The sequence below is a fragment of the Dictyobacter formicarum genome, assembly GCF_016587435.1.
The window spans coordinates 128,525-142,154 of the sequence record NZ_BNJJ01000012.1 but is presented as its reverse complement, the minus strand read 5'-3'; the positions used below and the strand labels follow the sequence as shown (position 1 = coordinate 142,154).

Here is a 13,630-nt window from a genome sequence, read left to right as displayed (position 1 = left end):
CTGTAGACGGCACTCATGTCGTTATTAATTCGCGCTATTCTTTTAAGAATAGAAAAGGATGGTTCGTATAGCGGAAATTATATTCAAACAAAAAAAATCTATAGATCGGAAAACCTCTTTAATGCAAACTACCAAGCAAGATAATATTCAAATCTCTGGTTCTTTATTAGAACCGCAAACCGGGAAATTCTTACGCATGTTTCCCGCCTTACGTCAGCGTAACTTCAGATTATTCTGGTTTGGGCAGTTTATCTCATTGATCGGCACATGGATGCAAACCACCGGGCAAGCCTGGCTGGTGTTGCAACTAACCAATAACTCCCTGGCCCTGGGGACGGTTGGCGCTCTACAATTTTTGCCGGTGTTGTTATTTACTTTGTTCGGCGGAGTAATCGCCGATAGACTACCCAAGCGTAGGGTGCTCTTAGGTACACAAACGTTTGCATGTTTACTGGCGTCTACTTTATTCACTCTCTATATCACTCATACAATACAAATATGGCACATCTATGTGTTGGCTTTTCTGTTAGGCATCAATAATTCTCTGGATATGCCGACGCGCCAATCTTTTGTGGTGGAGATGGTTGGACGTGATTCACTGGCCAATGCAGTGGCACTTAACTCATCAGTCTTTAATATGGCCAAGATTGTGGGACCTGGCGTTGCCGGGTTGATTATTGCGCGCTTTGGAGAAGGACCTCTGTTCCTGGGCAATGCAATTAGCTTTATTCCAGTCCTGGCCAGTTTGCTGTTACTTGATCCAACCAAACTCTTTGCTGTGCAGCGTAAGGCTTCTGCAACTCCTATCGGGCCACTCCAGAGCCTGAATAATGGTCTGAAATATGTCTGGCGGACACCGGCGATTTTCTTGATTATCGCTGTGGTGGGTGTCGTTTCACTGTTTGGCATTAATTTTAATGTGGTTGAGCCGCTGGTCAGCACTGAACTGTTGCATCAAGGCGCGCAGGGATTTGGTTTGATCTCGTCATCCTTCGGCATCGGTGCCCTGATTGGTGCACTCTTGCTGGCTACTGGCAATAAAGCTCCCAGTTTTAAGAAAATGCTGACGCGAGCAGCCATGTTCTGTATCGGCCTCGGCCTGGTTGGTCTCTCGCATAACTACCTGTTATCGCTGGGCCTGTCTATGTTTACCGGTTTTTGCATGATTACCTTTGCCGCGACCGCCAATACGACCTTGCAAACGATCGCTCCCGACCACCTGCGTGGCCGTGTGATGAGCGTCTATATGCTGGTCTTCAACGGCACCACGCCGATCGGCAATCTCTTTACCGGCTGGCTGGCTGGTGTGGCTGGCATCTCAATAACCCTGGTCGTCAATGCATCGATCAGCTTGATTGCTGCACTGATCGGATGGATCAAGCGTGGGCCCGCTGAAGACAACCTCAAGCAGTCCCTCTCTCCCGAAAAATTATAATAATTATGTCTAACGCGGCCGCTCCCCGATAAAAGGGAGCGGCCACCTTTTTATACACGCTGACAGCTAGCGTAATACAAACCACACCTTTACTTCGTATTTTTTTCCCGCTGAGACCAGGCGTTTACTATCAGGCGCCCAGGCGACGCTGTAGACTGGTGCGCTATGACCTCTATAGGTAAAGTAAGTCTTGTTCTGATCAAATTTCCAGATGTGTACTGTCGTATCGTCGGAGGCCGAGGCAATATATTGACCATCGCGAGACCATGCTACCCATCTAACGGCCCCAGCATGCTGTGTATATCTGACCAGTAGCTGACCAGATTGAGAATCCCATACATGGATCGTTCCATCGTCTGATCCCGAAGCTATCCATTTATTGTCTGGCGACCAATCCACGCTATTTACAACGTTCGTATGTCCCTTATAAGTAAAGGGCGTCGCGCCTGTATCGGCATTCCATACCTGTGCTGTTTTATCTGCGGAGCCCGAAGCAACATACTTGCCATTGGGAGACCATGCTATCCCCCACGCGGCTTTGTGATGTCCGTTATATTCCAGCAGTGGCGTTTTTTGTGTGATATCGAAAATATTCACTGCGCCAGTGCTAAATGAGGCCGCTACCCTTTTGCTATCAGGCGCAAAAGCTATATATTGCGATGGTGCTGAGATGTCAAATGCTTGAATAGGACTTTGTAATTTAGTGGTACCAAATATGTATACACCACTCAATATGTCATTCAGGGCAATTAGTTTTCCATTAGGAGACCAGCTAACTCTGTTGACTCCATAATTGCTAAATATTGGAAAGAGTAAGTCTCCATGTGTCGCATCCCATATCTGAGCAGAGCGATCCCAGCCGCCCGAGGCTATCTTTTTACCATCAGGGGACCAGGCTACCGCATTGACTCTATCAAAAAGGATTATTTTCGCGGCTGCGAACTGCGCAAAAAGGATTATTTTCGCGGCTGCGAACTGCGCATCATTTTTCTCGCTCGCTGTGTCCCCTGCCAGAATCTTATGGTGATGCCACTCAGTAATATAGCCCTGTTTTTGTAACAAATTGAGGTGTTTTTCAAGGGATCTGAGTAAATCCTCGTCCACATCAGCATACGAATAGAAGAGAGGCAGCGGCGCAATCCTTTGCGACTGTAGCTTATCCATGCGTACGTTTTCTGCTCCTTGCCTGTAATGTTTCTTATTATATCGATGGATGCATATGTTTACAAGCAAATCGTACATTTGTTTGCTTGTAATGACTCAATATATATTATTAATAGAATCAGTTACAGTGGGATAGGTAGGTGCTGACGCTGTTGGGCAAATGTTATTACCCACGCACGTTGCTCTTCAGTTTCGGGAACCGTATATCCTCTGGCCTTGCTCAGTTGCTCAAATGCCTGCTCTGGAGAAATGCCATTAAGTACTAGCAGGCTGGCGGCAATCAGCACGGCCCGGCCAAGCCCCTGACGACAGTGCACGGCGATATGTTTTCCCTGCTTAAATTGCATATGTAGTTCTGTGAGAAAGGCGAATGTCGAAGCAGAAAAAGGTGGCACACAGCGATCCTCGATTGGAAAAGTACAATAGCTGATGTCTTGTTCTCGACAATATGCTGCTTCCTCATGCAACTTAAAGTGGTTGACCTCATCTTCGGTTAGTAACGAAACCAGCGTATCTACTCCGGCCTCGCGCAAGTTTTTGATTTCATCAATCAACCAATCGCCACCGCGTGGACGAGCAGCAATGCTTATATGACCGGTAGATAACCCTTGAATAGAATATAATTGTGCTTGCATAAATAGGGAGCCTCCTTGTACTAATGAATACTGCGATCAATGTGAGTTGTTTGGAGATAAAGGAGGTATCAGCTGAAGATTTATCTAAGGAGATGAATGAAGTATAACATCACCTGCTCATTTCTGGCAAGGATTTTTTTATTTAGCGCTCGTGTAGTTATCCATATCCCCCCAATTGTACCTATGTTGACGCTATTTATGGCTGTGCTCCATATTACAAAAGGATAGAGTCTGTATACGATTTTTTTTCTCTTGATAAGCTGAGTTTATAAAGGATATCTGACTTGAAAGGTTAATTCATTCATGCAAGCAGCCAAAGTTTCATTGCAGCAAGCGGCAGATCTTTTGGTGCATAAGAAAACTCATTTCGCGTTATGGCGTCCAGCCGTGACCGATCCAGTTCCTAAACTGGTAATTGGGAGCTTTGTACCGGGTGATCCGCCGACGTTTGCGCATGCACAAACATTTCCATTGTCTCCTTCGGCAAAGGGGCCTGATTTGTGGGATATTGCAGCCAAAGAATGCCTGCTTGAGAATGGTAAAGTATATCACTACTGGTTTGAGGTAACGGATAGCAATCTGTATAAAAATAGTCATCCGCGCATTCTCTGTACCGATCCTTTTGCTATGAGTGTCGATTGGCGCTTGCTGGCTCCTCGTCCCGATGATCCTGAGTTTGGAGAGGAGGATCGCTATCCTGCCAGTGTCGCGCTGTATAAGGATGGTGAACTGCTGCCGTGCGATCCTGAGGGACAGCAGCCTGATTGGCGCCATGATACGCCGTTGGCGCAGCTACCAGTCAATACACAGCTCGTTATTTATGAGTTACCAACGTCCTGGGCTCGTACGCGTAAAGAAGGTGGCGTCATGGTAGCGGCCGGTACCTTCCGTGATGTGCTGGCTCTGGTAGATCCGGCGGCAGTTCCTTTTAGCTTCTTTGGCCTTGCTGTTCTGCAGGAGGGACGAGCGCACCTGCGCGATCTGGGTATTACAGCCCTGGAATTGTTGCCACCGGCAGACAGTTTTGTCAGAGGTGGCTGGGGGTACGCGACCTCCAATTATCTGGCCGCTGATCATGACCTTGGTATCTATGGCAAAGATCGCAAATCCGCGCCCATGACTGAACTGGTGCGTTTGATTCGCGCCTGTCACCAGATGGGTATTCGCTTCTTTGCCGATGTGGTAATGGCTTTTTCGGCCCGCAATCCCTATCGTTCAATCAATTTTCCTGATTTCTTTGTTAAGGCCAACTCCGGAGATCCAGAGGAATATGCGGATGGTGTGCGGCGCGATGGTTTTGGGAGCGACCTCTTCAAATATCATCATGAAGTTGAAACGTATGATCCGTTCTCGGGCGAAAAGCAGAAGCTGGTGCCGGCCAGCGCATTTATGGTTACTTACCTCGACCATTGGATGCGCTTCTATCGTATCGATGGTGTGCGCGTTGATAGTATCGTGAATATTGCCAGCTGGGATTTTGTTCAGCATTTTAAAAATATTGGCCATCGTATTTATCAGGGGCGCTGGAGTGAGCAGGGCCACAATCCTGAGCATGCGGGCGCACGCTTCCTGGCCACGGGCGAAGAGCTGGCTATGCCCCTGGACTTGATTCATCAGCAGCGCATCGATAGCCTGTGGAATGAATACTTCAAGCGCTATGTGCGGGCCGCCATCATGGGTCATAATCATCCCAATGAGCAGAATTTTGAGTATACCGTCAAGAAGATGGTTGACTGCCGCTTACTTGGTTATGGCGATGGCTCACAAGCGATTAATTACGTGACCTCGCACGATGTGGAAGGTTATGGTAATGAACGTCTCTACGATTTTCTGGAGAATAATGGGATTACCGAGAAGGAGCAACGTATCAAACTGGCCTTTAGCTGCCTGATTACTTCCGTGGGTGTGCCGATGATCTTTGCCGGTGAAGAGTTTGCCGACCAGCACGATGTGCCTGCTGAGGGGCCCGATAAGCAGCTGGATGCTGTAAACTTTGAGCGCCGCGACGATCCCTGGCGGGCGCGGATCGTGGACCATGTGACGCGACTGGTGCACCTGCGCACCTATTACGAGGCATTATGGACCAACGATACAACCTTCATCCACAGTGATTTTTCTGAAGGAAAGCGCGTCATGGCCTGGGTGCGAGGTCAGGTTGATAGTCGAGATATGGTGGTGATCGTGGCCAACTTTAGCGATTATATGACTCCCAATGCCCAGGACAAACGTTCCGAGTACGTTATCAATAACTGGCCGCAATTACCAAAAGGGATGCGCTGGTATGAAGTTACGCAGGATCGTACAGTTCCCCGCCAAAAAGCTGGCCGCGAGCCCATCTCCCCCTGGGAAGCCAAAGTCTATGCCGCTGTCTGATCTTTGAGTGACAGACTCCTGTTACACTGAGTCTCTTGCTGCGAGCCAGCCTGGGGCGCTGACGTCCCCAATCTCTTTTTTGTGTTGTTTTGCAATTCATGCGCCGCGGCGCATGAATTGCAGAACAACAGGAATTCTATTGAGCTCATTCAGTGATGAAAGTGCGCACAGTGCACTTTCATCACTGAATAATAAAAAAGGCTCGGGCGTATGCGCCCGAACCGCTAAAGAGACTATCTTTGACTTCTTTTAAGAACGTTGAAGCCCTAAGGCGGCCGCAATTTCATTAAGGAACGCATTTTCAGTTGCAGATATCTGCTCGCCCCCAAAGAGACCCAGGAAGCCGCCTTCACGTGCGGCCGCTGCAACGTTATAAGCAAAGGAATAGACAAATTGCTTATACGATATGGCATCTTGCGGTGAGGCCCTTTCAAGGATGGCCGCGCTGCGTTGGCAGGATGCTAGCGCAGTGTTGCGCGCCATTTCAGAATTCTGGGACATCTGCCGTATGTCGCCAAATGGACTTGGCCTGCCAGCACGCATATCCTCTAGCCCCTTGGTCAATTGTTGGCCTATTTGTGCCAGCATCTGACTGATATTGCCCTGGGCTTGCAAGGCTTGAACGCTCTTTCCGATTGCCATGGCTTCCTGCATCATGCCAATTAAGCCTGAAGGCGAAACTGACATCATGGCCAGGCTGACTTGTATCGGTGTCGTTACAAGCGCCTGCCACTCTTGCTGATTGAATGGCAAGCCAGTAGGGACAGTGTAATCGGTGACTGTAACTTTCCCAGGCTGACCCATGGTGCCACCACCCATGACGGTTCCTTGCTCGGGAGGATTCACGTCAGCACCGCGATATTGTTCCTGTTCGGGCATATTCATAGCTTCGCGACGATAGGGCTCCTGGGCGGGTTGGCCCCAGGAGGGTTGTGGTGTGCCCTGTTGTTGAGGCTCCTGCTCAGGCATAGGAGCGGCCTCCCGTCTAAATGGCTCCTGGCCAGGTTGGTTTGGTTGGTAAGGATTTTGATTGGGAGGGTTCATGTCACTCTGCCGATAAGGACCTTGATCCGGATTACCTGGCCCACCGCCTGTGTATGGATTCTGATTAGGATTGTCCATCCCTTGATTAGGATTATGCATGTCATGCTCCCAGGACAGTCCTTGCCCGCGATTAGATCCAATTGTACGTAATTGATGCTGTTCGTTTAATACATGTACTATCCTACATGTGAACGTACTCTAGAGCCGGGTTTGGTCTTCTTTATTATAGTCGGTCTATGCAAACTCTTGCATCTGCCGGGTCATCTACAGCGACAGAAAAGGGTCAACGGGCAGACTGTCCCTGGAATCCTGCATTGCTTATGATGGATGATTTATTGATTTTTTTGTGTTCAAGTAATTAGAATAATATAAATTTATATCTAGTTAAGATGGTCTGGAGTCCAATGAATGCCTCATCTTCACATGAACCCGAAAATTTCTGTTAGTGTCGTATTTGTTGCTGCTATGTTTATGAGCATTATGGACGGAACGATTGTTACCGTCGCTCTGCCTTCGTTGGGGCGGCAATTTGGTGTGTCTGGTACTGGCATCGATGCGGTTGTGGTTGGCTATCTGGTCAGCCTGGCGGTTGTTATTCCAGCTTCGGGTTGGCTGGGTGATCGCTTTGGCACCAAGCGTATCTTCTTGAGTGCCCTGGCGCTATTTAGTATTACTTCTGCGATGTGTGGTCTGGCTACAAGTTTGCCGATGCTTATCCTCTTTCGTGTATTGCAAGGACTTGCTGGTGGTGCGCTAACCCCTGTTGGGACGGCCCTTCTCTATCGTACTTTTCCTCCTGCCGAGCGTGTACAGGTGTCGCGTATTTTGAATATCCCTACCGTCTTTGCGCCAGCGATGGGGCCAGTTTTGGGTGGCGTGTTGATTACACAGTTCTCATGGCGCTGGGTCTTCTTTGTGAATGTGCCAATTGGTATTCTGGCCGGGCTGTTTGGCCTTATTTTCCTTCAGGAGTATTATGAAGAGTCAGTGGGAAGCTTTGACCTGTTGGGTTTCTTGCTTGCCGGTATTGGACTGGCGCTGGCTATGTATGCTTTGAGTGAGGGGCCAAACTATGGGTGGACCTCGATTGGTATTCTCAGCAGCGGCATTGTGGGGGTAATTATTCTGGTGGCTTTTGTCTTTGTTGAACTGCGTTCCTCTCATCCAATGCTGGATCTGCGTCTGCTGAGCAATCGTGCCTTCCGCACCTGCAACTTGCTCTCGCTTTTTTCGGGCGCGGGCTTCCTGGGATTGCTGTATGCTGCACCTCTGTTTTTGCAGGAGGGACGCGGTGTGTCGGCGCTCACTTCGGGCCTGACAACTTTTCCCGAGGCAATTGGTGTGCTGGTTATGACTCAGATCGCCGCTCGTCTCTATCCACGTGTTGGACCCCGGCGCTTGATTGTGAGTGGTCTGACTGGCGTGACCATTTTCATGTTGTTGATGAGCTTGATGGGCAATGATACAAGTTTGTGGTTGATGCGCGGCTTGATGTTTTTGATTGGAGCGGGCATGGCCAATGCATTCTTGCCGGTGCAGGCAGCTGCTTTTGCTACCATCTCACCAGCTGCTACCGGTCAGGCATCAGCGCTTAATAATGCCCAACGGCAGATAGGCTCATCGCTTGGTGTCGCCATCATCAGCACAGTTATCAGCTTTGTTGGCATCACCCAGCTGAATGCTGGCGGTGTTGTAGTTCCTAATCTGAACGCTTACCATGCCGCCTTTATTACCTCGGCCGTCCTGGTCCTGATTGCTGTCTTGATTGGACTCAAAGTTCGCGATAGCGACGCGGCCTCCACTATGCAGCGTACTGGATCTACAGCCAAACAGGAAGCTGTATTGGAAGCAACACTGAGCGCGGAAGCTGGTATGTAAATAAATAATGTATAATTCCCCTTCTCACTTGCGCTGTGAGAGGGGGGATTTTTTATGCTTGCTTCTTTAGCCGTTTACGCAGAAATGGCATCTGATGATAGCCTTCTGAGACAATTTGATAGCCGCAGTAGCTGGTAATTGGTCAGGCTGTCATCGTTAGAAATGAGGTGATTTCGTAGCTTGATGAGTTAAAGCGAGGGGCTGCTTGATTGAGGAGTAGAAGAGTATAGATGCTTCGCTGATGTTAAAGCGAAGCATCTATATTATTTTGATGGGTTATATCGTGGATGGCCGCGCATAAGAAGTGGCGATTGCTCATACTTCCCATGGGGCGCCAGGATTTGCGAATATGGCTACACTTAGCAAATGCCGCAGCCGTCGGTCTCCCACCATACATGATGGTGGCGATGATGAAAATGGAAATGGCGATGGAAACCACCATAGCAGCAATCATCGAGATCTACCAGTCCGCAGCACTCACCCCAGTGACCAAAGGCGCCATTTACTTCTGCGAGCTCCTGATCATTTAGTTCGATTAATGCTGTCTGTTCGTTATTAGTCTGAATTGAATTGTTCATATGAAATTCCTTTCCTTATACATGTCAACAGTAAGGATAGCTGCTGGCTATCCTGTAAGAACGTGTCTGCACGACAACGTTTCTTATGGGGCTATTTTATGCGAGAGGGGTTTTGATGATCCATGAAGTGCGTCACAAATTTACGGTGTTCTATGTTATAGCGTTATATTGATTACTATGCTATAATAGCACATGTCACGATAAATATAAGTATATGGATATAAAAATGTAAATGGAGGGATAGGGTAACCCCGGGCTGTTAGATGCGGTAAAGCTCAAATGGAACGGCTAATCATGGCGTGTCCTGAGTAGATAGTTGTGTTTTAGAAAATGGGCAAAGCTAAGCATCTCCGCTTGATAGAGTTTCAGGTTGCGGGCCTGGATTTCTGGTGTGTACTGAGGCTGGTAGTCTATACCATGTGGCTGCAGGCGACTGTAGCCAAAGCTATCATTATGCAGGTAGAGCTGTTGATCGTAGGGAACATGATGATGCTCATAAAAGGCCATCAGGGCCTGGTGTACCAGCCGTGAGCCGCGATAGTAGGCGATATTCTCTTCCCGGGCCAGCCTAAACATTTCTTCGTTCAGCCGGTTTATCACTTCCGGTGCCGCCTGCTGTTCTTCGGCCTCCTGCAAACGCCTGGTAGCTTCACGCGCCTGCTTGCGTATCGTCTCGGTACCTACCGCGTGAAAATCAACCCAGGGAGCGGCGTAGCCACGGTCCAGATGCCCCTCGCATGAGGCGTTGGTTTCAACTCCCAGGACATTAAGCGCGATCACCATCTCCATAATACCTGGATCAATGGGTGTGCCGGTTGGATCAGTGGCGTCGGCCAGATTGTGAACCATTTCGAGCCAGCCTATGGGCAGTGCCGCTGGTTGATCTGGCATGCTTTATCCTTCTTTCCCACAAAATTTCTGTTGATATCTATTTACGGCTATTGTGGACTAATCTTTACACCTCTGTCAACTGCGTACTGCGATTATGGAGAAGCAAAGCGCCCCCATACGGGCGGGTGCATGCGCACCCGCACCGTTTTTTATGTGTTGTTGCAAAAGGTACGCAAAGCGCACCTTTTGCAACAACACATAAACATTTTGAGCGCCGCAGGCGCGAACCGTCAGGGGCCGAAGGCACTAAAAGCATGGCAGTCAGACGCTTTGCTTAGCAGTGCACTGCTAAGCAAAATCCCTCTTAGATTCTTGGATTGTTGGTGCAGAGATAGATTTCACCTTCTGTTTGCACCGACGAGGGAGAGATGGAGATGCTGCTGATTTGAAGCATCAACAAAGCTGGTCAGGGCAATACTAGTTGGCGTTGTCCAGGTATTGAAGAAGCCTGAATCGACATACCAGTTGGCGCCATTATCTGTTGAACTGAGCAAAAGAATTTCTGATTCTGTGCACGATACTAGCTGGTAATTTTTTCTTCGGTCGGGCGTTCTTGATTTAAGCTATTGTTGCTTTTTGCCACTAACTTTTCTTTGTCTAGCTGACCTGTTGGTAGCTATGTTTAGAGTTATATTGACCTTGCTTCCACATGAATTATAATTATGATGCGAAAAGAAGAATTATAAGCATTCAGCTATGCATGACTTAATTGAGAAGAATTGCGAATAGGAAAATTGATCTTGGATAGCGGTGAAAGGAGAAATTTGTAAGGCAGATCAGGTGATCATAGCGGATTCTGTTAAGACCTGACCTGCCTTTATGGATTAAGTTGGGATATGTGGATGGATTAATCGACTGCGATCAGAAAATCCCGGATCTCATATCCGGTAACCAGGTCACTCCAGCTTATTTTTGGCTTTTGCTTGATGTGCAGGGTTGGGAGCGCCAACAGGCGGCTCAGGAAGATATCGGTTTCCTGGATGGCTACATAAGCACCGGGACAGCGGTGGACGCCATCTCCAAAGCTCATCAGCATGTCCGGGATATGGTCTCCTTGTAGCTCGCGTCCAGGGTAGATGACGCGTGGATAGTCGCCGACGACCTTTTCGTCGCTATTGGATCCATGGATATGAATATTGATCAGCGCATTATTGGGGATGATGATCTCTTCACCGTTGCTCTTCAATGTGATGTCTGCCGTGGCGCGCCGTTGCAGGTTGCCTACGATTGGTTCCAGGCGCAGAATCTCGTGCAGGATCATATAGCGCTCTTCTTGCGATGCGGCCAGGTAGCGCTTGCGCAGTTCTGGTTGTTCCAATAAGTGCCAGGTGGCCACGCTGATGAATTCACGCGTGGTGATCATGCCCGCGGCTCCATAGGTGACGCACTCGGTCAGTATCTCTACTTCACTATACTTCTGTTCAAGTAGATGCGAGATCACATCTTGCTTTGGATTGCGCCTGCGAGCTTCAATGGCTGGCTTGACATCCAGATAAAAGAAGTTAAGCATTTTTCGTTGTGACCAGATGGCGCGCAGTTTTTTGCTCAGCTTGCCGGTGCCTTGTTCAATGCGGCCATCGAAAAAAGCCTCGATGCGGCGATCCAGACCAGGCATACGACTATTGGTTAAGCCGACGATTTCACCAGCCACGCGCACAGCCAGCTTCATGCTCAGACGACTGAGATCGATCTCTTTTTTGCCCTTTAGCTTTCTTATCAACTCGTCGCTCAAATTCTCCATCAACTGGCGATAGTTGTCGCTCACCGCTTTGGGGGTAAAGAAGCGCGCCGTCTGTTTGCGCTGCTGCTGGTGAACCTTGCCTTCCTGATAGAGAATGGGGGTATTTTTCTGATTGGGAATACGAGTTATTAGTTCGGCATTGAAGCCGGCCTGTTTGGTATTGGGACTGCGCAAAATTGTGCGAGCAGCCTCGAAGCTACGAATATGCCAGACGTTTGCAGCCTCATCATATTCAATTGCTGCACCGACCGGCTCAATAAATTTGGGGGTCTTCTGTTGTGAGATAGCACTATGGTCAATTGGACAACGAGCTGGCATGCTGTTGTTTGTGTCCTGCTCTGCTGTTCCTTCATACGCCTGCTGCATTATAATTGCTCCAATTTATACGTACTCAGTTTTCATAAAATATCCTTACACGCCTAAAATTTATGGTATAATATGTATCATATGATATACAGTAGCTCATAAAATAGAGCACGTCAAGGGGTAAGACCATAAATAATATGATTCAATGAATTTTATCGGTTTGCGTGGCTTATTGTAAATATGTATGATATTTATGCCGCTTCTTTGGTAGGTGCGTGTATACATGCCTATATACAAGCTGGCCACGAGATCCTCAAGAGAGGGGAAGGATGCCCGCTCATGAAGATAAACAAATGGCGTTGATGGCGTTAAGTTCCAGAGGACTGAACTCAAGGTTTTGCAGGGCGGCCACGTTTTCTTCAATCTGTTCGACGCGGGAAGCGCCGATCAGGACGCTGGTGACGGCTGGATGGTAGAGGCTCCAGGCAATGGCCATCTGGGCCAGGGTCTGCCCACGCTGTTGTGCCAGCAGGTTGAGTTGCTGGACTTTGTCGAGTTTGGCCCGGCTGCTGACCTCGTGAAGACTTTTCTTGCCCCAAATGTTGACCGCGCGCGAATCCTCGGGCAACTGGTTTCCCAGGTATTTATTTGAGAGGACGCCTTTTGAGAGCGGGCTAAAAGCGATGACGCCGATGCCATTGCGCTCTGTGTGTCCAAAGAGGTCCTGCTCACAGTGGCGTTCGAGCAGATTATAGCGCTGTTGGTCAACCGTGATTGGACTCAGGTTCATGCGCTGCCTGACTTGAATCGCCTGCTCTAGTTGTACTCCCGAGAAATTACTGACACCGATATACAGGGCCTTACCCTGGCGCACAATTAAGTCCAGAGCCTCCATGGTTTCTTCTAAGGGCGTCTGTGGATCCGGCCGATGGGCATAGAAAATATCCACATACTCAAGTTTCAGACGACGGAGCGATTGATCCAGGCTAGCTACCAGGGATTTCTTTGAGAGCCATTCTCCGTATGGTCCTTCCCACATATGGTAGCCGGCTTTGGAAGAGATGATCAGCTCATCGCGTGGCATGCTTTTGAGGATTTTCCCCACGATCAGCTCGGCTGTTCCTGGTGGGCGCCCATAATTGTTGGCCAGGTCAAAGTGGGTAATGCCCAGATCAAACGCGCGATACAGGCAGGCTCGCGTCGTATCTTCATCTCGATAGCTGCCAAAGGTTTCATGGGCTCCCAGCGAAATGGCGGGCAGTAAAAGACCTGAGTTTCCACACCTGTTATAAAGCATCTTTTCATAGCGGTCATCCATAAAAGACATTTGATGTTCATTCATGGTTTTTTTCGCTCCTCTTCAATCACTATACTCATCAAGGATGTCGTAACACTGATGTGATCTCTTCTTATAGCTTACACCGCCGTAAAAATATCTTTATGAAAGTGTTTTATCCCCAGGATACTCTTCGTGCCTTCAGCTTTTGACGGTTTGCGCCTTCGGCGCTCAAAACATTTTAGAATGTGTCTGAAGCCCATCCCCATGGGAAGCAAAGCGCCCCCGTACGGGCGGGCGCATACGCGC

At 48.7% G+C, this 13,630-nt stretch carries 11 protein-coding genes; 3 read left to right on the top strand and 8 right to left on the bottom strand.

The window, feature by feature from the left end; translation table 11 throughout:
* The first annotated feature begins 121 nt into the window (after positions 1–121).
* Positions 122–1,435 (top strand): MFS transporter, encoded by a 1,314-nt coding sequence (locus tag JMI88_RS21375; protein ID WP_201364000.1) that lies wholly within the window; start codon positions 122–124, stop codon positions 1,433–1,435.
* A 66-nt stretch (positions 1,436–1,501) separates the two neighbouring features.
* Here the strand turns inward: JMI88_RS21375 and JMI88_RS21370 are convergent, their stop codons facing one another.
* Together JMI88_RS21370 and JMI88_RS21365 are read right to left on the bottom strand one after the other, a co-directional pair.
* Positions 1,502–2,599 carry a WD40 repeat domain-containing protein gene (locus JMI88_RS21370; RefSeq protein WP_201363999.1) on the bottom strand — a complete coding sequence of 366 codons (1,098 nt, stop codon included), beginning with the start codon at positions 2,597–2,599 and terminating at the stop codon, positions 1,502–1,504.
* A gap of 122 nt (positions 2,600–2,721) precedes the next feature.
* Positions 2,722–3,234 (bottom strand): protein-tyrosine phosphatase family protein, encoded by a 513-nt coding sequence (locus JMI88_RS21365; protein WP_201363998.1) that lies wholly within the window; start codon positions 3,232–3,234, stop codon positions 2,722–2,724.
* Positions 3,235–3,537: 303 nt separating this feature from the next.
* Here JMI88_RS21365 and JMI88_RS21360 point away from each other — a divergent pair, with 303 nt between their 5' ends.
* The gene (locus JMI88_RS21360; RefSeq protein ID WP_201363997.1) at positions 3,538–5,607 is read left to right on the top strand and encodes an alpha-amylase family glycosyl hydrolase; all 2,070 of its coding nucleotides are present in this window, start codon (positions 3,538–3,540) and stop codon (positions 5,605–5,607) included.
* A gap of 249 nt (positions 5,608–5,856) precedes the next feature.
* Here JMI88_RS21360 and JMI88_RS21355 read toward each other — a convergent pair whose 3' ends face one another.
* The gene (locus tag JMI88_RS21355; RefSeq protein ID WP_201363996.1) at positions 5,857–6,750 is read right to left on the bottom strand and encodes a hypothetical protein; all 894 of its coding nucleotides are present in this window, start codon (positions 6,748–6,750) and stop codon (positions 5,857–5,859) included.
* 309 nt (positions 6,751–7,059) lie between these two features.
* Between JMI88_RS21355 and JMI88_RS21350 the strand changes: the two genes are divergently transcribed.
* On the top strand, positions 7,060–8,529 hold the full coding sequence (locus JMI88_RS21350) for an MDR family MFS transporter (RefSeq protein ID WP_201363995.1): 1,470 nt from the start codon (positions 7,060–7,062) through the stop codon (positions 8,527–8,529).
* 359 nt (positions 8,530–8,888) lie between these two features.
* Here the strand turns inward: JMI88_RS21350 and JMI88_RS21345 are convergent, their stop codons facing one another.
* The 5 genes from JMI88_RS21345 to JMI88_RS21325 form a co-directional block, all read right to left on the bottom strand.
* A complete protein-coding gene (locus tag JMI88_RS21345) occupies positions 8,889–9,107 on the bottom strand; it encodes a hypothetical protein (protein WP_201363994.1) in 219 nt (72 codons plus the stop codon).
* Between the two features lie 288 nt (positions 9,108–9,395).
* Entirely contained in the window at positions 9,396–9,998 is a 603-nt protein-coding gene (locus tag JMI88_RS21340; protein ID WP_201363993.1) for a hypothetical protein, read from the bottom strand.
* A 338-nt stretch (positions 9,999–10,336) separates the two neighbouring features.
* A complete protein-coding gene (locus JMI88_RS21335; RefSeq protein ID WP_201363992.1) occupies positions 10,337–10,492 on the bottom strand; it encodes a hypothetical protein in 156 nt (51 codons plus the stop codon).
* A gap of 353 nt (positions 10,493–10,845) precedes the next feature.
* Entirely contained in the window at positions 10,846–12,105 is a 1,260-nt protein-coding gene (locus JMI88_RS21330) for a cytochrome P450 (RefSeq protein ID WP_201363991.1), read from the bottom strand.
* Positions 12,106–12,382: 277 nt separating this feature from the next.
* Positions 12,383–13,387 (bottom strand): aldo/keto reductase, encoded by a 1,005-nt coding sequence (locus JMI88_RS21325; protein ID WP_236022998.1) that lies wholly within the window; start codon positions 13,385–13,387, stop codon positions 12,383–12,385.
* Between the last annotated feature and the right edge of the window lie 243 nt (positions 13,388–13,630).